Origin of the sequence: Nonomuraea ceibae, from assembly GCF_019396325.1 — a bacterium.
Taxonomy (GTDB): Bacteria; Actinomycetota; Actinomycetes; order Streptosporangiales; family Streptosporangiaceae; genus Nonomuraea; species Nonomuraea ceibae.
Map to the genome: position 1 here is coordinate 1 of NZ_JAHKRO010000149.1, position 20346 is coordinate 20346.

Sequence of the window (20346 nt, forward strand, 5' to 3'; positions counted from 1 at the left end):
GGCGGGGGCGGCTGCCGGCGCGAGCCTGGACGCCCGCGGCGGCGGAGCTGCTCGCGGCGGCAGCCGTCGACCGGCTGCTGCGCGCCTGCGCGGGCCTGCCCGGCAGGCCCGGGGAGATCCTCCTGGTACGTCCCGGGCAGCTCACCGCCGCGTACCGCCCCTGGCCGCCCGCCGATCCCGCGCCCCGCGCCCGGCGGATCACGCTGGAGGAGGCGCTGCGCCGCGCCGGGCTGGTCACGGACCCGGAGCTCGGCCTGCTCCCGGAGGTCCGCGTCGACGGCCTGGCGCAGTTGCCGGTCTCGATGGCCGTCTGCGACGTGCCCGGGCTGCCGGTCGCCGGGATCGGCCCGACCGTGGAGGCCGCGCGCCTGGAGGCGGTCCGGGCGGCGGCGCAGGCGCGTCTCGGCGCCGACCCGGCCGTGGCGGCGGTGGGCGCCGACGAGCTGCACGCCCGGGGCGTCCTGCTCAGGCACCGCGCGGACCGGGCGGCCGGGCGCGTGCGGCCGGGTGACTGCGTGACGCACGACCCGATCGCCGCGCACTGGTGGCGGACGCTGGCGGAACGGCTGCGCGAGCCCGTCCGGCTCCAGGTCCGCGACCTCGGCGGCGCCTGGCACGCGGAGATCCACGACACCGGCGGCGACCGCCTGGCGTGGGCGGTGGAGCTGGAGCGCGACAGCGCGGTGGCGATGGCGGCGCTCGCCGCGGCCGGCGCGTCGTACGCGGGCCCGTCGATGCGGGCGGCGGCCGTCTGCGGCGCCCTGCCCCCGCCCGACATCACCGGCGAGGAGATGGACGAGGACCTGGGCCGCTGGCTGTGGCCGGCCCCGATCTCCCGGGACGAGGAGGCGCTGCAGGAGGTGCTGAGCCGGGTGACCGGCTGCCGCCCCCGCCTCGACGACTCCGACACCGACCTGGCGGCGGCGGGGTTCCAGATCTGGCGAGGAGAGTGATGAACGTGAACGAAGCGGCGCGGCTGCTCCGGGAGGCGCTGGCCGGGGCCGCGCTGACCGTCCGCGACGGCGACGGCCTGTCCGCCGGGGAGACCGCCGTCGTGGTGCTGGACTCCTGGACCCTCGCTTCCGTCACGGAGCTGGCGGCGCGGGCCAGGGCGGCGGGCGCGACCGTGCTGCCGGTGCGCTGCGACGGCGGCCTGGTGCTCGTCGGGCCGCTGGCCGGGCCGGCCGCCACGGGCTGCCTGGCCTGCGCGGAACGCGCGCGGCTGGACGCGCTGCCGGGCCGCGTCCCGGCGGGCGCGCCGCAGACGATGGGCGGCACGGTGCCCCCGCAGGCCGCCGGGCTGGTGGCGGCGCTGGCCTCCGACGTCGTCACGGCGGGGACGACCGGCGTGCTGTGGGCGCTGCGCGGGGAGGACCTGGAGGTCTCGGCGCATCGGGTGCTGCCGTTCGGCGGCTGCGCGGTGTGCGCCCCGCTGCCGGCGGACGCCCCCAGGCCGGTCGGCGCCGGGCGCCATCCGGTCTCCGGGTCCGCGCTGCGTGAGGACAATCCGCGCACCGAGACGGCCGCCCAGCTCCGTGACGCCCTGGTGGACTGGCGGCTCGGCCCCGTCCTGCGGCTGTATCGCTGGGAGGCCCGCACCCTGCCGCTGGCCAGCGCCCAGCTACCGGGCAGCGCGGGCCTGATCGGCACCGGCTACGGCAGGGCGGAGGACTTCGCCGAGGCCGAGCGGGTGGCGCTGTTCGAGGCGGTCGAGCGCCTGACCGGCATGCGCCCGCGCGGCGTCCGCCCCCACGTGTACGCGACCCGCGCCGAGCTCGACCCGGCCGTAGCGCTGGACCCGGCCCTGCTGGGCCTGCACGAGCCCGAGCTGGAACGCCACCCGGACTTCCTCCTGGAGCCCTACTCGCCGGACAACCCGGTGCACTGGGTGTACGGCTGGTCGCTGACGCACTCCCGCGACAGGCTCATCCCCGAGCAGCTCGTCTACTGGGACTCACGCGGCTGGTTCGACGGCCGCAGGCAGCGGATGCTCTACGACTCCTCCAACGGCTGCGGGCTCGGCTCCAGCCAGGCCGAGGCCGTGCTGCACGGCCTGTTCGAGGTGGCCGAGCGCGACGCCTTCCTGATGGCGTGGCACGCGCGCACGCCGCTGCGCCGCATCGCGCCGCCCGCGGACGACCCGGAGCTCGGCCGTCTCATCGACCGGCTGGGCAGCATGGGCCACGACCTGCTGCTGTTCGACGCCTCCAACGACTTCGGCGTGCCCGTGGTGCTCAGCATGACGCGCCGCCGCGTCCCCGACCCGCGCCTGCCCGACGCGCTGTTCGCGGCCGGGGCGAACCGGCACCCGGTCCAGGCCATGCGCTCGGCCGCGACCGAGGTGTACATCAACGTCCGGAACAAGGCCGACAGCCGGATCGCCGCGTTCGACCGGGACCGGCTGCTGCCCATGATCGACGATCCGTTCCTGGTGCGCACCCTCGACGACCACGTCTTCATGAACGCGCTCGACGAGGCGCGCGACCGGTACGAGTTCCTGCTCGGCGGCGACTCGGCCGCGCCGTGGCGCGAGCTGTGGCCCGAGCCCCCGCCCTGCCGCGATCTGGGCGCCTACCTGGAGGAGTGGGTGGACCGGCTGGCCTCGGCGGGCCTGGAGGTGATCGCCGCGGACCAGTCGGAGCCGGTCACGCGCGAACGGCTCGGGCTGCACGCCGCCAAGGTGATCGTGCCGGGCTCCCTGCCCATGACGTTCGGTCACGTCTACCGGCGCACCAGGAACCTGCCCCGGCTCCTGGAGGTGCCCGCCCGGCTGGGCCGGCTGCCCGCGCCCGCCCGTTACGAGGACCTGCCGTTCCATCCGCACCCCTTCCCCTGAGCCGAGGTGGACCCGCCGATGACCACGCCCGCTGTCGACCTCTGGACGAGCCTGCACTGCTTCCTGCACTGGGACGCGGAGCGCAACGACGCCTTCCTCACCGGCTCGGCCGGCCCGCTGCTCGACGGCCTGCGCGCCGACGGCCTGCTGGAGGACTGGTTCTTCATCAGGTACGGGGAGGGCGGCCCGCACCTGCGCGTGCGCGCCCGCGCCGTCGCCGACCCCGAGGGGCTGCGGCAGGCGCTCGCCTCGCTCGTCGGCGACGCCGGCTTCCCGGGCGCCGAGTTCCCGGGCGCTGAGGGCTGGACCCCGCACGGGACGGTGGCCGAGATCGCCTACGAGCCCGAGACCGAGCGCTACGGCGGGGCGGAGGCGATTCCCGTGGCCGAGGAGGTCTTCTGCCGCTCCAGCGAGATCGTCCTGGAGGCGCTGCGGGGCTCCCCGCCCTCGCGGATGAACACCGCGCTCCCGCTGATGTACGCGACCGCGCTCGGCCTGGGCCTGGACGAGCGCGCCTGCGCGGCATGGCTGAGAAGGCACGCCGCGGCCTGGCGGCTGGCCGTCGACACGCCCAAGCTGCCCCCGGCCGTCCCGCTGGCCCGCGCCGAGGCCATGCTCGCCCGGCAGCGGGACAAGGTGCTGGGCGTGCTGACCGGCACCCGCGCCGCGGTGCGCGACGGCGACGGGCTCGCCGCCCGCTGGGCTCAGGTGGTCGCGCGGGCGGACGCCGAGCTGGCGGACCGGGGCGTCGCGGCCGGGCGCCGCCTGGCGGTGTGGGCCTCGCAACTGCACATGCTGTGCAACCGGCTGGGCGTGCAACCGGACGAGGAACGGGCGCTGTGCTGGGTGGTCGCCGGCGCGCTGGCCCCCGAGGCCGGGCTGGACCAGCGCTACCTGGAAGCCTCGAAGTACCCGCCCGGGCAACTGCCCGAGCTGGGCGACGACGAGCGTGGCGAGCCGGCCGCCGACCATCCGGGCTGGCGGGCCACCACGGTGGCGCTGCCCCCGGGTCCCGCCCTGGACATGCCGCTCGGCCGGGCGTTGCGGGAGCGCCGCTCCTGCCGCCACTACACCGGCCCGGTCGCCGCCGCCACGCTGGGCGCCCTCCTGCGCGAGGCGTTCGGCGGGCCGGCGCGGCCCGGCACCGGCGGCTGGGCCACGCGCAACTTCCCCAGCGCGGGCAGCAAGTACGCCGTGCGGCTGCGGCTCATCGCCTGGTCCGTCGACGGCCTGGCGCCGGGCACGTACGGCGTGGGCGGGCAGGGGGACCGCCTGCACCGGTACGCGGACGCGCCCGGCCAGGCGGAGGCGGCGGCCACCTCCATGTGGTTCACCACCGGCCATCCCGAGCGGCATCCGCTGCTGGTCGACCTGACCCGGGTGCCCGCCCTGCTGGCGCTCACCGTGCACACCGACGCGCTCCGGGCGAAGTACGGGCTGCGCGCCCTGCGCTTCGCGCTACTGGAGGCCGGGCACGTCGCCCAGAACCTGGCCCTGGCCGCGACCGGCCTCGGGCTGGGCACGATCCCCGTCGGCGGCTTCTACGACGATCTGGCGCACGAGCTGTTCGCGGTGGACGGGGTCACCGAGGTCGCGCTCTACCTGCTCCCGCTGGGCGTCCCGGACGAGGTCAGCCGATGAGCCCGTCCTCCCTGGCCCGGGTGGCGAGGTCCAGTTTGGTGTAGGCGTTCCGGCCGCAGTCGGCGTACTTCTGCTTGATCCTCTCCAGGTACTTCTTGGCCGTCGCGGGCCGGATGCCGGCCCGCCGGGCGGCGGCGGCGAGGGTCAGCCCGGAGGCGTAGCCGAGCAGGACCGCCCGCTCCTGGCCGGACAGCCTCGGCCCGGCGGACGCCATCGCGCGGATGGCGGCGGCGAGCCGGCCCCCCGGCGGCCCGCCGTCGCCCAGGGGCAGGACCAGCCGTCCCTCCTCCCGGAGCAGGCGTACGGTCTCCGCGCCGCCGGGCGGGCCGCTGGCCGCGGCGTGGACCACGACGACGTGGGCCGGGACGCTCTCGGCGCGGCGCAGCTCCTCCAGGGAGCCGGCGCGGGTCAGCAGGCACAGGCCGGGATCGGCCGCCAGCGAGGTCATGGCCGCGACGAGCGTGCCGGGATCGTCGATCACAAGAGACACCGATATCATACGAAGCTCCATACGTGTCCTGACAAATCCTTGTCACACGGTAGGAGCCCGGATTGGACGGGGACTGGACGGCGAATGGATCACCCCGGCCCGGACACGCTCTCGCCGAGCTTCGCCAGCTCGCCCGCCTCGCTGAGGTTGCCCATGCGCCGGAACAGGCTCTCCGCCTCCCGCCAGGCCGCCAGGGCCGCGCCGGACTCCCCGAGCAGGGCGTGCGCGTGCCCGAGCGCCTTCAGCACCATCGCCTGAAGGTGCAGCACCCCGTGGCCGCGGAAGACCTCCAGCGCGACCAGCAGCGCGTCCCGTGCCTGCCCGGCGTGCCCCTCCAGCAGGTCGCGGGTGGCCTTGCCGCGCCGCACCAGGGCGAGCGCGAACTCGCCGCCCATGTCCGTGGCGAGCGCCTCCGCCTGGTCGAGGTAGCCCGCGGCGTCGGGCCTGCCGAGCAGCACCCCGCTCTCGCCGAGCACGAGCAGGGCCAGCAGCTCCTTCACCCGCACGCCGAGCAGCCGGGCGAGCCTCAGCATCTCCAGCAGCAGGTGCCGGGACTCCTCGGTCCGGCCCTGGTAGAAGCGGACCATCCCGAGCGAGCGCAGCGCCATCAGCCGCAACCGGCTGAGCCGGCGGCCCTCGGTCCGCTCCAGCACGCGCTCCAGGTGGTGGGAGGCGAGCTCCAGCTTGCCCTGCTCGCGATAGATGAAGCCGAGCGCGGAGTGGAGGAAGTCCAGTTCGGCGTCGTGCCCGAGGGTCACGGCCAGCGCCTCGGCCCGCCGGAGCTGCTCCAGCCCCTCCTCGCCCAGCCCGCCGGCGACCAGGGCGGTGCCCAGCAGCACCTGCGCGTCGACCTCCCCGTGCCGGTCGCCCACCTCCCTGAACAGCCGCAAGGACAGCTCGGCGTGCTCGCGCATGACCTGCGGTCGCACCACGGGCAGGCACGACAGGTAGGCCAGGCTGCGGGCCAGGACCGCCCGCCCGCGCGGCTCCGGCTCGCACGCGGACAGCGCCACGGTGTGCACGGCGCGCCACTCGGTGAGCAGGTCGCGCATCTCGTAGAAGCCGACGCAGGCTTCGGCGAGGTTCCAGCAGAGGTCGGGGTGGCCGTCGTCGGCGCACTGCGCGATCGCCGCCGCCAGGTTGGCGCGTTCGCTCTGGAACCAGCGCACGGGGTCGGCGAGCATGGCCTCCGCCCTGCCTCCCGGCAACCGCCTGCGCGGCGCCTCGCCCTCGAGCGGGAGCAGCGTCCGGTAGGCGAGCAGCCGGTCGGCGTCCTCGGCGAGCGCGAGCCAGGTGGCGAAGGCGCGCCGCCGCGCGGCCCGGCGGTCCTCGGCGCTGTCCTCCGCCTCGGTGCGCTCCCTGGCGTACAGCCGGATCAGGTCGTGCATGCGGTAGCGCGACTCGCCCGTCTCGTCCTCGCCGGCCACGGTCACCAGGTGGGCGTCCACGAGCAGGTCGAGGATCTTCGCCGTCTCGCCCTGCGGCGCGTCGAGGAGGGTCGCGAGCACCCAGTCGGCGAAGTCGGGCACGTCCAGCAGCCCGAGCAGCCGGAACCCGCGCCGCGCGGCGGCCGGCAGCGAGGCGTAGCTGAGCCGGAAGGACGCGCGCACGGCCAGGTCTCCTGCGGCGAGCTGGTCGAGCCGGCGCCGCTCGTCGCCCAGCTCCCGGTGGAACCGGCCCAGGCTGAGCCGGGGCTGGGCGGCGATCCGGGCGCCGGTCACCCGGACCGCGAGCGGGATGTGGCCGCACGCCTCCACGATCGCCCGGGCGGTCGCCTGGTCGGTCCGGACCCTGGACTCGCCGACCAGGTGGATGAGCAGGTCGAGCGCCTCCTGAGGGTGGAAGACGTCCAGGTCGACGTGGTGGCCGCCGCTCAGGCCGCGCAGCCTGGACCTGCTGGTGACGACGGTCGCGCAGGTGGGCGCGCCGGGCAGGAGCGGGCGCACCTGCGCCTCGTCGAGGGCGTTGTCCAGCACGACGAGCACCCGGCGGCCCGCCAGGCGGCTGCGGTAGAGCGTCGCGCGCTCGTCCAGCTCGGCGGGGATCACCGAGCCGTCCACGCCCAGCGCGAGCAGCATGCGGTTCAGCACGGACGCGGGGTCCACCGCGTTGCCGTCGGTCCCGTGCAGGTCCACGTACAGCTGGCCGTCGGGGTGGCTCTCGCGCAGCCGGTGACCGGCGTGCACGGCCAGCGTGGTCTTGCCGACCCCGCCCATGCCGGTGATGACGACCAGCGGCATCGCGGTCCGCTCCCCCGGGCCGAGCATGCGGGTCAGCGCCGACACCTGTTCCAGCCGGCCGCTGAAGTCGCTGATGTCGGGAGGAAGCTGGGCGGGCGCGGGGAGCCGGGCGGGGCCCGGCGGGGCGGCCGGCTCGTCGTGGAGCGCCGTGGCGTGGACCGCGGTCAGCTCGGGGCCGGGGCGGACGCCGAGCTCCCGCTCCAGGCGCCGGCTGATCTCCCGGTAGTGCAGCAGGGCGTCGGTGCGCCGGCCGCCTTCGAGGCAGAGCCGGATGAGGACGCTGTGGACGCGCTCGTCCAGCGGGAGCATGCGGGCGATGTCCTCGGCGAACGGCAGGAGGTCGGCCGCCCTGCCCTCGCGCACGGCCACGCCGGCGAAGCGGCCGAGCGCGTCGACCAGCTCCCCCGCCAGGCTGGTCAGCCGGGGATGCCCGGCCAGCAGGGGCAGCTCGGCCAGGGGTTCGCCCCGCCAGAGCGCCAGCGCCCGCGCCACCTGGTCGTAGCCGGCCGGGTGCGCGGCGAGCTCACGGAACCGCGCCACGTCGACCTCGACCAGGCCCGGGTCCAGGGCGTAGCCGTCGCCGACCCGGGGCAGCAGCGGGCTGGACGCCCGGCTGGCCCGATCGGGCTCCAGCGCGTGGCGTAATCGTTTGACGTAGGTCTGGACGACGTTGACGGCGCTCGCCGGGACCTCCTCGCCCCACAGGGTGCCCGCCAGCTCCTGGATCCGCACCGGCCTGCCCTCTGCGAGGACGAGGCTGGCGAGCACGCAGCGCTGCCGGGTGGAGCCCAGATCGACGGGGACCCCCGCTCTCGAGGCGACGAGGGGTCCGAGGATCGCCATCCGTAGAGTCACGCCAGGCAAGTATGGCGGCCCGGCACCGGAGATCCAATGCCTGGGCCCTATCGGTCCGCCCCGCCAGGGCCGGGGTTCAGCCGCCCGCCTCCCGTCCGGCCAGGTGACCGGCCAGGTGGTCGATCACCTCTCGGGCGTCGGCCTCGATCCCGTGGATGAACGTGGATTTGCGCCGCCGCAGCAGCGGCAGCCCGAGCGCGTACAGCCCGGGGCTGTCGGCGACGCCGCCGTCGTGCCGCAGCCGCCCCTTCCCGTCGAGCACCGGGACGTCGAGCCACCGGTAGTCGGGGCGGAAGCCGGTCGCCCACACGATGGCGCCGATCTCGCCGCCGCGCAGGTCCAGCCGCAGGCGAGCCGACTCGGGCACCCGCGTCGGCTCGAACCGTTCGGGCGGGCCGACGTCGGGCCCGTGGGCGCCGGCCCAGGCGTCGAACGTGTCGAGCAGGCGTTCCATCTTGAGGTCGGCGAGCGAGAACACGTTCCGCAGCCCGCCGGAGAACAGCGCGTGGCCGTCGCGGACGGCGGCCCAGCGGCCCACCAGCTCGACGCCCATCGAGGTGAGCGCGTTGAGGTCGAGCGTCGTGCGGCCGGGGCCGCCGACGAGCTGGGGCGAGGGCAGCCGCTTGGCCCGCGCGAGGTCCGGCACCTCGTCGTGCCGCTGGTCCCACACTCCCGAGGCGTCCATCCACCACAGCACGTCGCGCCCCCGGTAGGTGCGGGGCAGCCGTACGTGCTCGCCCACCGAGAGGATCACCGGCCGGCCCGACCGGCGCAGCTCGGCGGCGAGTTGCACGCCGGTCGCCGACGCGCCCACGACGAGCACGCCGCCGTCGGGGAGCCGGCCGGGCTCGCGGTAGTCGTACGGCGTGAGCTGCTCGACGGACGGCGGCACCGCTTCGGCGAACGGCGGCACCGACGGCAGGTTGCACGCGCCGCTGGCGATGACCACCGTCCGGCAGGCGATCTCGCCGTGGCTGGTCGTCACCCGGTAGCCGTCATCGGACTGCCGTACGGACGTGACGTCCGTCCCGGTCCGCACGGGAGCCCGGGTGAGCGCGGCGAAGCCCTCGACGAACTGCGTCACCTCCTTCGCGGTCATGTAGCCGTCGGGGTCCGGGCCTTCGTAGGCGAGGCCGGGCAGGCGGCTCTGCCAGTTGGGGGTGAGCAGCCGGAAGGAGTCCCAGCGTTCGCGCCGCCAGGAGTTGGCCACCTCGCCGCGCTCGATCACCAGATGGTCGATCGACCGCGCGCCGAGGAAGTGGCTCGCCGCGAGGCCCGCGTGCCCCGCGCCGATGACGACGGTGGTGACGTGCTCGATGGCTCGGCCCTCTCAGGCGACGTCGACGGTGACGTTCGTCGGGTTCGTCAGGGCGTCGAACACGGCCGAGCGCTTCTGGGACTGGGCCACCAGCGCCTCGATGTCCTGCTTCGAGGCGTCCGCGTCGATGTGGAACGTCACCTTGATGTCGTTGAAGCCGTTGCGGACGTCGGGGTCGACGCCGAGGATGCCGCGGATGTCGTGCGCGCCTTCGAGCGTCGCCTCGACCGAGCGGAGCTGGATGCCGCGGTTCTGAGCGACGGACGCGACGCCGGCCGTCAGGCAGCTCGCCAGGCCGACGAGGAGGTATTCGATGGGCGTGACGCCGTTGTCCTCGGCGGCGAAGACCTCGGGGTGATCGGCGTCGAAGACGGCCTCGCTCTTGTGGGCGCGCTCCTCCCCGAGACCGTAGAACTCCTTGACGGTCGTGGTGCTGTGGACGCCGTTGCGCCAGGTGGACGAGGCCCGCCAGACGAACTGCGCGGCCTCGGGCGCGTCCTTCAGCGCCTCGCGCGCGTCCAGCAGTGCCTGCACGTTCACTCCGTTGGCGACCGTGGTCGTCATGTCCCGCCCTCACTCCCTGTATTACCGGTAGGGATTTGACCATACACCCCCGGTGGCGGTTGGATAAGCCCCATGTCGCAGCCAGCCACGACGTTCGCGGCCGACCAGGCCGGCAGCGTCGGCACCGTGGAGACCCGGTACCTCGACCTGCCGCGACCGGTGCCCCTCGACTGCGGCCGGGAGCTGCATCCCGTACGGGTCGCGTACGAGACCTATGGCGTGCTGTCGCCCCGGCGTGACAACGTGATCCTCGTGTGCCACGCCCTCAGCGGTGACGCCCACGCGGCGGGCCTGGCCAAGGCGCCGCCGCCGGAGAGCACGCGCGACGGGTTCGGCGCCCAGGACCGCGACAGCGCGGGTGGCAAGGGGCTCGGCTGGTGGGACGGCATGATCGGCCCCGGCAAGGCGTTCGACACCGACCGCTTCTTCGTCGTGTGCACCAACCTGCTCGGCGGCTGCCGGGGGACGACCGGGCCGTCGTCGATCGACCCGGCGACCGGGCGGCCGTACGGACCGGACTTCCCCGTGATCACGGTCGCGGACATGGTGCGCACGCAGCGCGCGTTCCTCGACGCCCTGGGCGTCGAACGGCTCGCGGCGGTGGCCGGGGGCTCGCTCGGCGGCATGCAGGCGCTGGAGTGGGCCGTCCGCTACCCCGGCCAGGTAGACGCGGTCGTGGTGATCGCCAGCACACACGCCCTGCACCCGCAGGGCGTCGCCTGGAACGCGATCGCCCGCGACTCGATCATGCGCGACCCGGCCTGGCAGGGCGGCCGCTACTACGGCACCGGCCGCGCGCCCGACGCCGGCATGGGCGTGGCGCGGATGGTCGGCCACGTCACCTACCTGTCCGCGCCCGCGCTGGAGACCAAGTTCGGCCGGCGGCTGCAGTTCGCCGACGACCTGCGCTACACGATCAGCGAGCCGGAGTTCGAGGTGGAGAGCTACCTGCGCCACCAGGCCGACGCGTTCGTCAAGCGCTTCGACGCCAACACCTACCTCTACACCTCGCGCGCGCTGACGTACTTCGACCTGGCCAGGCAGCACGGCGGGCAGCTCACGCGGGCGCTCGAAGGGGTGTCGGCGCGCACGCTGCTGATCGCCTTCAGCTCCGACTGGCTCTACCCGCCGTCGGCGTCGCAGGAGATCGAGCAGGCGCTGCGCGCGCTCGGCAAGCCGGTCGAGCTCGAGGTCATCGACGCGCCGTACGGCCACGACTGCTTCCTGCTGGAGGAGGCGCGGCAGACGCCCGTCATCCGCCGGTTCCTGGCCCCGGAAGGGGCCGCTTGATGTCGAGGAAGAGGCCCAGGTGAACGACCGGATCCCCCGTACGGAACACGACCGCGAGTTCGGCTTCGAGACCCGGCAGCTGCACGCCGGGCAGCGGCCGGACCCCAACACCGGCGCCCGCGCGGTGCCGATCTTCCAGACGACCAGCTACGTCTTCGAGGACCCCGAGTCCGCGGCGGCGTACTTCAACCTCCAGGAGTACGGCAACACGTACTCGCGCATCATGAACCCGACCGTCGCCGTGTTCGAGGAGCGAGTGGCGAACCTGGAGGGCGGGTCCGGCGCGGTGGCGTTCGCCAGCGGGATCGCCGCGCAGGCGGCGACGCTGTTCACGCTGCTCCAGCCGGGCGACCACGTCGTGTCGTCCTCGGCCCTCTACGGCGGGACGGTGAACCAGCTCAAGCACCTGCTGCGCAAGATGAACGTGGACCTGACCTGGGTCGACCCCGACGACCCGGACGCCTGGCGGCGGGCGGTGCGGCCGGGGACGAAGGCGTTCTTCGGCGAGACGATCGGCAACCCCGCCGGGAACGTGCTCGACATCGAGACGCTGGCCGGCATCGCGCACGAGCACGGGCTGCCGCTGATCGTGGACAACACGTTCGCCACCCCGTACCTGTGCCGGCCGATCGAGTGGGGCGCCGACGTCGTCATCCACTCGGCGACCAAGTTCATCGGCGGCCACGGCACCAGCATGGGCGGCGTCGTCGTCGAGGCGGGCACGTTCGACTGGTCGAACGGGCGCTTCCCGGTGATCGCGGAGCCGTCGCCCGCCTACCACGGGCTGCGCTTCCACGAGACGTTCGGCGAGTACGGCTTCCTGATGAAACTGCGCGCCGAGACCCTGCGCGACCTGGGCGCGGCGCTGTCGCCGTTCAACGCCTTCCTGCTGCTGCAGGGCCTGGAGACGCTGTCGCTGCGGATGGACCGCCACGTCGGCAACGCGCGGGCGGTCGCGGCGTTCCTGCAGTCGCACGAGCTGGCCTCCGGCGTGACCTACCCCGGCCTGCCGGAGAGCCGCTACCGGCCGCTGGCGGACAAGTACCTGCCGCGCGGCGCCGGCGCGGTGTTCTCGTTCGACTGCGCCGGCGGCCGGGAGGGCGGGCAGGGCCTCATCCGCGGCCTGACGCTCTGGTCCCACCTGGCGAACGTCGGCGACGCCAAGAGCCTCGTCATCCACCCCGCCAGCACGACACACCGCCAGCTCGGCGACGAGGAGCTGCGGGCGGCCGGGGTCGGCCCCGGCACCGTGCGGCTGTCGGTCGGCACCGAGTCGGCCGACGACCTGATCTGGGACCTGGAACAGGGCCTGGCCCAGGTGGCGGCCACGATCGGCGTGAAGGCGGCCTCGGCATGACCGCGCCCGGCCGCTACCAGGACGCCCTGACGATCCAGCGCGTCCTGCACGCCACCCGGACGATCGCGATCGTCGGCCTGTCGGGCAACGAGCTGCGGGCCAGCCACTTCGTCGGCTACTACCTCAAGCGGCACGGCTACCGGATCGTCCCGGTGAACCCGCGCGAGACGGAGGTCCTCGGCGAGCCCAGCTACCCGAGCCTGCTCGACGTGCCCGTCCCGGTCGACCTGGTCAACGTCTTCCGCGCGCCGGACGCCCTGCCCGGGATCGCCCGCGACGCGGTGGAGATCGGCGCCGCTGCCCTCTGGGGCCAGTTCGGCGTCGTCAACGAGGAGGCCGCGCGGATCGCCGAGGACGGCGGCGTCACCGTGATCATGGACCGCTGCCTCAAGGTCGAGCACGCGCGTTACGCGGGCCGGATGCACTGGCTCGGCTTCAACACCCGGCGCATCACCTCCGTGCGCGGCGGCCTCCAGTAGTCCACACCCCCGCCCGGCCGCCGTGGAAGTGGCCGGGCGGCCGGGGGTGACATTGATCTATGACTGGGCGTGCAGTTGAATGAGCGGGTGCGTGGTGGGCGGGTGGTCTCCCCTGTTCTGGTGGCGCGGGAGAAGGAGCTCGCCCGGCTCGTCGCGCTGGTCGAGGGGGCCCCCGCCGTCGCCGTCGTCGAGGGCGAGGCCGGCATCGGGAAGTCGCGGCTGACGGCCGAGCTGCTGGGCGGTCCCGCGGTGGCGGGCCTGCGGGTGCTGGCCGGGGCCTGCGTGCAGATCAGGGAGCCGTTCCCGCTGGGCCCCGTCGTCGAGGCGCTGCGCGGGCGCGCGTCCGAGCTGGCCGGGGCGGCGCTGTCGCCGGTCGCCGGGGCGCTGCGCGAGCTGCTGCCGGAGCTGGCCGCCGAGCTGCCGCCGACGCCGCCGCCGCTCGACGACCGGGCGGCGGAGCGGCACCGGGTGTTCCGGGGGCTGGCCGAGGTGCTGACCGCGCTGGGTCCGGCCGTCCTGGTGGTGGAGGACCTGCACTGGGCCGACGGGCAGACGGTGGAGTTCCTGACGTACCTGATGTCCGTGCTGCCCGGCACGTTGCGGGTGGTGCTGACGTACCGGGGCGAGGAGGCGTCCGAGGCGGTGCGGGCGATCACGGCGCGCGCCCCCGACACGATCAGGGCCGAGCATCTGGTGCTGCCGCCGCTCGACGCCGCCCAGACGCGGGTGATGGCCTCGGCGATCCTCGGGGCCGAGGAGGTGACGGCCGAGTTCGCCGAGCATCTGTGCCTGCGGGCCTCCGGCCTGCCGCTGGCCGTGCAGGAGTTGCTGGCGCTGCTGCGCGACCGCGGCACGCTCATCCGCTGGGAGGGCGGCTGGGCGCGGCGGGCGCTGGAGGAGCTGGACGTGCCGAGCGGCGTGCGCGCCTCGGTGCGCGAGCGGGTGGCCCGGCTGTCCCCCGGCGCCAAGGAGGTGGCCGAGCGCGCCGCCGTGCTGCAGCTCCCGGTGCCGCTCGCGCTGCTGTCGGGGCCGGACGACGTCGGGGCGATCGACGAGGTGCTCGGCTCGGGGCTGTTCGCCGACACCGGCGGGCTGGTCGGGTTCCGTCACGTGCTGGCGGCGCAGGCGGTCTACGAGGCGATCCCGCTGGGCCGCCGTCAGGCGCTGCACGCCGCCGCCGCCGACACCGTACGGGGGCTGCGGCCGGTGCCGCTGGGCCGGCTGGCCCACCACCTGCGCCGGGCGGGCCGGGCCGGGCAGTGGGTCGAGGCCGCCATCGAGGCGGCCGAGCAGGCGTCGCGGCTGGGCGACGACGCGGAGGCCGCGCGCCTGCTGGAGGAGGTGCTGCGCGACGCCGACCTGCCGGCGGCGCGGCGGGCGGAGCTGACGGTGAAGCTCGGCTGGGCCGCCCTGGAGCTGTTGCGCCCGCCGCCGGTCGCCGACCTGGTCACCGGCGCGCTGGAGCAGGACGTGCCGCCCCCGCTGCGCGGCCAGTTGCGCATGCTGCTGGCGCTGCACCTGGAGCGGACCCGCACCGACGGCGCCCGCATCGGCGAGGCGTTCGCCCGGGCCGCCGAGGACCTGGCCGGGGAGCCGGGGCTGGCCGCGTGGGCGATGGCCGGGGTGGGCCGCCCGCCGAGCGGCCTGCCGCCCGAGGAGAGCCGGTCGTGGCTGGAGCGGGCGCTCGCGACCCTGCCCGCCGTGGCCGATCCCGCCATGCGCATGCTGGTGCTCGGCAAGATCGCGATGATCTTCGTGGTGATGGGCGACCCGCGCTGGGCCGCGCTGGCCGGTGACCTGCTGCGGGAGACCGGCGGGCGGCGGCTGCTGCGCCGCGAGGTGAACGCGTACCGCTCGATCGGCGGCGCCGCCCTGTTCAGCGGGCACCACCGGGAGGGCCGCCGGCTGCTGACCGCGGCGGTCGAGGAGGGCGCCGAGCCCGACCTGCGCGGGCGGCTCGAACTGCGCTGCCTGGTCAACCTGGCCGCGGCCGACTACTTCGAGGGCTCCTGGCGCGGGCTGCCGGACCGGATGCAGGAGCTGCGCGACCAGTTCGGCGACGAGCCGCACGAGCGCATCCTCGTCGACATCGTGACCGCTTGCCTGGCCGCGGTGCAGGGCCGCCAGGAGGCCGCGCTGGCGCCGCTGCTCGACGCCGCTGCCGAGGCCCGGGCCCGGGGGCAGTTCGACGACCTCGTGGTGCCGCTGGCGATGCTGCTCAGGCTGGCCGCCGCACGGGGCGAGCCGGAGCCGGCGATCGAGGCGGCCGTCGAGGCGGGCCACCACTGGGAGGCGAGCGAGCTGTGGCCGGTGGCGGTCCGGGCGCTGCCCGCGCTGACCGAGGCGCTGCTGGCGGCGGGCCGTCCGGACGAGGCGGCCGGCGTCGTCGCCCGGCACGCCGCCCGGCTGGCCGGGCTCGACGCGCCGCTGGCCGCGCCCGCGCTCGCGCACGCCCGCGGGCTGCTGGCCGAGGCAGGCGAGGAATGGGAGCGGGCCGCCGCGGAGTTCGCCGCCGCCGCCGACGCCTTCGAGCTGGTCCCGGCCCGCTACGAGGCCGCGCAGGCCCACGAGAAGGCGGCCGCCTGCCTGTTCGCCCTCGACGACCCCGAGGCCGCCGTCCGGCTCGGCCGGGCCGTCGCGGCGTACGCGGATCTCGGGGCGCGCTGGGACCTGGACCGCGCGACCGGGCTGGGCCGCAGGTGGGGCGTCCGGGCGGCGGCGCAGGGCGCGCCCGCGCCGGGCGGCGGCGACCACGCGCTGTCGGCCAGGCAGGAGCAGGTGGCCCGGCTGGCGGCCGAGGGGCTGACGAACCAGCAGATCGCCAGGCAGCTCTTCCTGTCGCCGAAGACGGTGGACAAGCACGTGAGCGCGGCCATGCGGAAGGTCGGGGCGCGGTCGCGTACCGAGCTGGCCCGCCACCTCCTCCCCAGCGACTGACCCACGAATTGGGGATTTTTCCCCATAGGGCACCCCATACCCCACCCCATCCCGCTGCACGACACTTTCGGCATGTCCGAAACCATCGACGAACCCGGGCAGCCGGACCCGGACGACCCCTCCGACACCGGCGAGCCCCAGGAGCCGCCCCGCCCGCCGGACGGCTTCGAACCCGTCTGACCCCTCACTCCCCCCGCCAGAAAGGCCACCATGGCACTGCCCCGCCCCCCGCTGGCGCGCCGGACAGCGGTCCTGCTGACCGCGGTCACCACGCTCGCCGGCGTGCTGACCGCCGGCCCGGCGACCGCCACGCCGCCGGACACCCCCGCCGCATCCCCCACCGGCTCGCCGGCCTCTGATGCGCAGCCCGCCAAGGACGTCGCCCTGTCCGGGGTGCGCGCCCGGAAGCTCGTCGTCACGCTGATCACCGGCGACAAGGTCCAGCTCACCCGCTCCCCCGCCGGCCACTACCGCGTCGAGCCTGCCCCCGGCACCCGCCAGGACGGCCGCCGGATCAACCTGTTCACCCAGTTCACCCCGGACGGCGTCTTCGTGCTGCCGGACGACGCGGTCGCCGCCGTCCAGGCGGGGCTGGTCGACCGGCGGCTGTTCGACGTCAAGTACCTGGCCGAGAACGGCTACGCCGACGACGTGGCCAAGCGGCTGCCCGTGATCGTGCAGTACCCCGGCACCCAGGCCGAGGCCGAGGTCAAGCGCTCGGCCGCCGCCGTCCCCGCCGCCGAGCCCACCCGCACGCTGGAGAGCATCCACGCCTCCGCCCTCGACGTCGCCAAGGCCGAGGCGGGCACGTTCTGGCAGGCCGTACGCGCCGGGCAGGACTCCGGGCAGGGCCTGGCCAAGGCTCCCGCCACGCTGGGCGGCGGCATCGCCAAGCTCTGGCTGGACGCCAAGGTCAAGGCCGACCTGGACGTGAGCGTCCCGATGATCGGCGCCCACCAGGCGTGGGAGCGCGGCCAGGACGGGACCGGCGTGAAGATCGCCGTGCTCGACACCGGCGCCGACACCGGGCACCCCGACCTGGCCGGGAAGATCGCCGACAGCCGGTCGTTCGTCCCCGATCAGGCCGTGCAGGACGGGCACGGGCACGGCACGCACGTCGCCTCGACCATCGCCGGCACCGGCGCGGCCTCGGGCGGCAAGCACAAGGGCGTCGCCCCCGGCGCGCAGCTCGTCGTCGGCAAGGTCCTTGACGACAGCGGCTCCGGCCAGGAGTCGTGGATCATCGAGGGCATGGAGTGGGCGGCGCGCAGCGGCGCCAAGGCCGTCAGCATGAGCCTCGGCGGTTTGCCCAGCGACGGCACCGACCCGCTCAGCCAGGCCGTGAACGACCTGACCGCCGAGACCGGCGCGCTGTTCGTGATCGCCGCGGGCAACCTGTACGAGGCCGAGACGATCAGCACGCCCGGCGCCGCCGACGCCGCGCTGACCGTGGGCGCGGTGGACAAGCAGGACCAGCTCGCCGGGTTCTCCAGCCGCGGCCCGCGCCCCGGCGGCGGGCTCAAGCCCGACATCGCCGCGCCGGGCGTGGACATCGTGGCCGCGCGGGCGGCAGGCACCGCCATGGGCACCCCGGTGGACGAGCACTACACCGGCTCCTCCGGCACCTCGATGGCCACGCCGCACGTCGCCGGCGCCGTCGCGATCATGGCGCAGCGGCACCCGGACTGGACGGCGCGGCAGCTCAAGGCCGCGCTGATGTCCACCGCCAAGGACGACGGCTTCACCGTCTACGAGCAGGGCGCCGGCCGGGTGGACCTGGACCGCGCGACCCGGCAGCAGGTGTTCGCCGACAGCGGCGGCGTGGACTTCGGCCTGCTGGAGACCGGCAGCGCGCCGAAGACCGGCCAGATCTCCTACCGCAACCTGGGCGACGCGCCCGTCACGCTCACGCTCAAGGCGGCGATGAGCGGCGACGCCGAGCCGGTGCTCGCCGACACGACGCTGACCGTCCCCGCCGGAGGCACGGCCGGCACCACCGTCACGCTCGACCCGGCCGAGCTCCCCATCGGAACCTACAGCGGCGCGGTGACGGCCGAGGCCGACGGCGTCCGGCTCACCACGCCGCTCGGCGCGGTCCGCGACGTCCCCAAGTACGACCTGACCATCCGCACGCTCGACCGGGACGGCAAGCCGCGCACGCCGACGGCCATGAGCGTCGTGGACGTCGACGGTGCCAAGGGCGAGCTCGGCCCGCACCGCATCGACGACGTCGGCCTGGTCGTCACCCGCGTCCCGGCGGGCACCGTCAGCCTGCTGCAGGTGCTCGACTGGGTGGACGGCGACGACCGCGCCAACCGGGCCTGGCTGTTCGAGCCCGAGCTGACCATCACCGGCGACACCGAGGTCACCCTCGACGCCCGCAAGGCCACCGAAATCGGCTTCAGCGCTCCCAAGACCGCGCAGCCGCTGAACAACACCTACGACCTCTTCTTCCAGCGCACGCTGCCGAACGGCGAGGTCTTCGGCGGCTCACTCCTGTCGAGCCGCCCGCTCGGCGGGTGGGAGAAGGTGTGGGCGCTGCCCACGAAGAAGGTCACCAAGGGCGGCTTCCGGTTCACCGGCCAGTGGGAGCTCGGCGTCCCCGAGGTCACCATGACCATGCGCGCCTCAGGGCGGGCGGCGAAGCGCACGACCCTGCACCCGGTCTCCCGGGTCCACATGATCGACGCGGGCGAGGTGCACGGAGGGTACGTCCCGTTCGACGGCGTCAAGGACCTGCGGGTGGTCGACGCCGGCAAGGGCCGACCCGAGGACCTCGCGGGCAAGGACCTGCGCGGCGCGCTCGTGCTGATCGACGCGGAGCCCGCCGAGGGCATCTTCGGCACGGCGTGCGGCCTCCAGATCGAGCGCGTGGGCCCGATCAGGGACGCGGGCGCCGCCGGCGTCCTCGCCTTCAACGAGCGGGCGTCCATCTGCCCGATCCCGTTGCCGATCACGCAGAAGCCGTTCAGCGGCCCGTTCAAGCCGGTCAACATCCCCGTCGCGTACGTCTCCAACGCCGAAGGCCAGAAGATCCGCGAGGCGGCCGGCCGCGGCGAGGTGACCGTACGGGCCGAGGGCACGCCGAACACCCCGTACTCGTACGTCTTCAAGCCGTACGCCGACGGGCGCATCCCGGCGTCGATGCGCTACAAGGTGACCGAGCGCCAGCTCCACCGGGTCGACCTCGACGTGCACGCCGGGCCGTACACGAAGTACATGAACTGGCGCAGCACGTGGCGGACCGACGACATCACCTACACGGGCACCGGCACCAACATGCTGCACTGGTCGTCCCCGATGCCCGAGCGCAGGCCGCAGTGGGTCTGGCCGCTGGACCCCACGATCGTGAGCCAGGCCGGGATCTCCGCGCTCCTGCCGTCCGAGCCGGGCGCGGAGGTGGAGGAGACCCGCTACCGCACCGACGTGTTCGACCGGCCGGGCAGCACCCGCCAGCAGTGGTTCGCCACCCCGAGCACGCCGGGGGCCGCGACCGCCTCCGGCAAGCTGTACGCGCTCGGCGGCGGCCCGGACGACGTCCCGCTGGAGAAGCTCGTGATCGGGCTGCCGTGCGCGATCTGCGTGCACGACGGCAACCTGTGGGTGACCCCGTCCATGGTCAACGGGGTCGGGGAGCGGCGTGACGACGGCGTCGCGTTCGGCGACCTGGCGCCCCGGTACGACCTGCACCTCTACCGCGACGGCAAGGAGATCCCGAACGCCCCGGTGGCCGGGTTCGACAAGCTGCCGCGCTACCCGCTGCCCGAGGGGCAGGGCGGCTACCGGCTGACGGCGAAGAACGAGCTGCAGGACATCGAGTGGACGTTCACTGCCCCGCCGGCCAGGGACCAGGTGCTGCCGGGCTCCAACTGCTACGCCTGGTTCGTCGACGGGCCGCTCGAGCAGTGCCGCACCACCCCGGCGGTCTACGTCAGCTACGACCTCGGCGACAGCCTGTCCGCTGACAACACGGTGGCGGCCGGGCGCAGGCACACGTTCGAGGTGGAGGCCTACCACGGGCCGTCGGCGGCGAAGATGCCGGCGATCGCGGGCGTGCGGCTGTGGACCAGCACCGACGACGGCGCCACCTGGCAGCCGGCCGACCTCAAGCGGGGCCGGGACGGCGTCCACACCGCCCGGGTGAAGTACCCGGCCCACCACGCCACCAAGGGCGCGGTGAGCCTGAAGGCGGAGGCGTGGGACGCGGCGGGCAATCGCGTCAAGCAGACCACCCTCCGCGCCTTCGCCCTGCGCTGACCAGCCCAGCCGCGGTGCAGGGCCTGCCGTTGAGGGTGAAGCTCACCGGGGCCGGGGCCGGGGCGGTGTGGGAGGCGGTGAA

At 74.9% G+C, this 20346-nt stretch carries 12 protein-coding genes; 8 read left to right on the top strand and 4 right to left on the bottom strand.

From position 1 onward, the window contains the following. The 3 genes from KME80_RS44890 to KME80_RS44900 all read left to right on the top strand — a co-directional run. The coding region (locus KME80_RS44890; RefSeq protein WP_372455440.1) for a hypothetical protein at window positions 1–953 on the top strand (953 nt) is incomplete at its 5' end. Then, window positions 953–2836, top strand: a complete 1884-nt coding sequence (locus tag KME80_RS44895; RefSeq protein WP_219517861.1) for a TOMM precursor leader peptide-binding protein — start codon at window positions 953–955, stop codon at window positions 2834–2836. The genes KME80_RS44890 and KME80_RS44895, both read left to right, overlap by 1 nt. Window positions 2837–2854: 18 nt before the next feature. Next, window positions 2855–4477, top strand: coding sequence for a thiopeptide-type bacteriocin biosynthesis protein (locus KME80_RS44900; protein WP_219517862.1), 1623 nt, complete (start codon window positions 2855–2857; stop codon window positions 4475–4477). On the opposite strand, the gene KME80_RS44905 is transcribed toward KME80_RS44900, so the two are convergent. From KME80_RS44905 to KME80_RS44920, 4 genes are all read right to left on the bottom strand, one after another. After that, on the bottom strand, window positions 4467–4967 hold the full coding sequence (locus KME80_RS44905; RefSeq protein ID WP_219517863.1) for a helix-turn-helix transcriptional regulator: 501 nt from the start codon (window positions 4965–4967) through the stop codon (window positions 4467–4469). The two genes, KME80_RS44900 and KME80_RS44905, sit on opposite strands and share 11 nt — an antisense overlap. An 89-nt stretch (window positions 4968–5056) precedes the next feature. Continuing rightward, window positions 5057–8062 carry an AfsR/SARP family transcriptional regulator gene (locus KME80_RS44910; RefSeq protein ID WP_219517865.1) on the bottom strand — a complete coding sequence of 1002 codons (3006 nt, stop codon included), beginning with the start codon at window positions 8060–8062 and terminating at the stop codon, window positions 5057–5059. Between the two features lie 76 nt (window positions 8063–8138). Then, on the bottom strand, window positions 8139–9380 hold the full coding sequence (locus KME80_RS44915; RefSeq protein WP_308126193.1) for an NAD(P)-binding domain-containing protein: 1242 nt from the start codon (window positions 9378–9380) through the stop codon (window positions 8139–8141). A 12-nt stretch (window positions 9381–9392) separates the two neighbouring features. Further along, entirely contained in the window at window positions 9393–9944 is a 552-nt protein-coding gene (locus KME80_RS44920) for an OsmC family protein (protein WP_219517866.1), read from the bottom strand. 72 nt (window positions 9945–10016) lie between these two features. Here KME80_RS44920 and metX point away from each other — a divergent pair, with 72 nt between their 5' ends. The 5 genes from metX (at window position 10017) to KME80_RS44945 (ending at window position 20264) form a co-directional block, all read left to right on the top strand. After that, window positions 10017–11234 (top strand): homoserine O-acetyltransferase MetX, encoded by a 1218-nt coding sequence (metX, locus tag KME80_RS44925; protein ID WP_219517868.1) that lies wholly within the window; start codon window positions 10017–10019, stop codon window positions 11232–11234. Window positions 11235–11253: 19 nt separating this feature from the next. Beyond that, window positions 11254–12591 carry an O-acetylhomoserine aminocarboxypropyltransferase/cysteine synthase family protein gene (locus KME80_RS44930; protein ID WP_308126191.1) on the top strand — a complete coding sequence of 446 codons (1338 nt, stop codon included), beginning with the start codon at window positions 11254–11256 and terminating at the stop codon, window positions 12589–12591. Then, window positions 12588–13070 (top strand): CoA-binding protein, encoded by a 483-nt coding sequence (locus KME80_RS44935; protein WP_219517870.1) that lies wholly within the window; start codon window positions 12588–12590, stop codon window positions 13068–13070. Before KME80_RS44930 ends, KME80_RS44935 begins: the two co-directional genes overlap by 4 nt. A 102-nt stretch (window positions 13071–13172) precedes the next feature. Beyond that, window positions 13173–16007 carry a helix-turn-helix transcriptional regulator gene (locus KME80_RS44940; protein WP_308126192.1) on the top strand — a complete coding sequence of 945 codons (2835 nt, stop codon included), beginning with the start codon at window positions 13173–13175 and terminating at the stop codon, window positions 16005–16007. 210 nt (window positions 16008–16217) lie between these two features. Next, entirely contained in the window at window positions 16218–20264 is a 4047-nt protein-coding gene (locus tag KME80_RS44945) for a S8 family peptidase (RefSeq protein ID WP_219517873.1), read from the top strand. The last annotated feature ends 82 nt before the right edge of the window (window positions 20265–20346 follow it).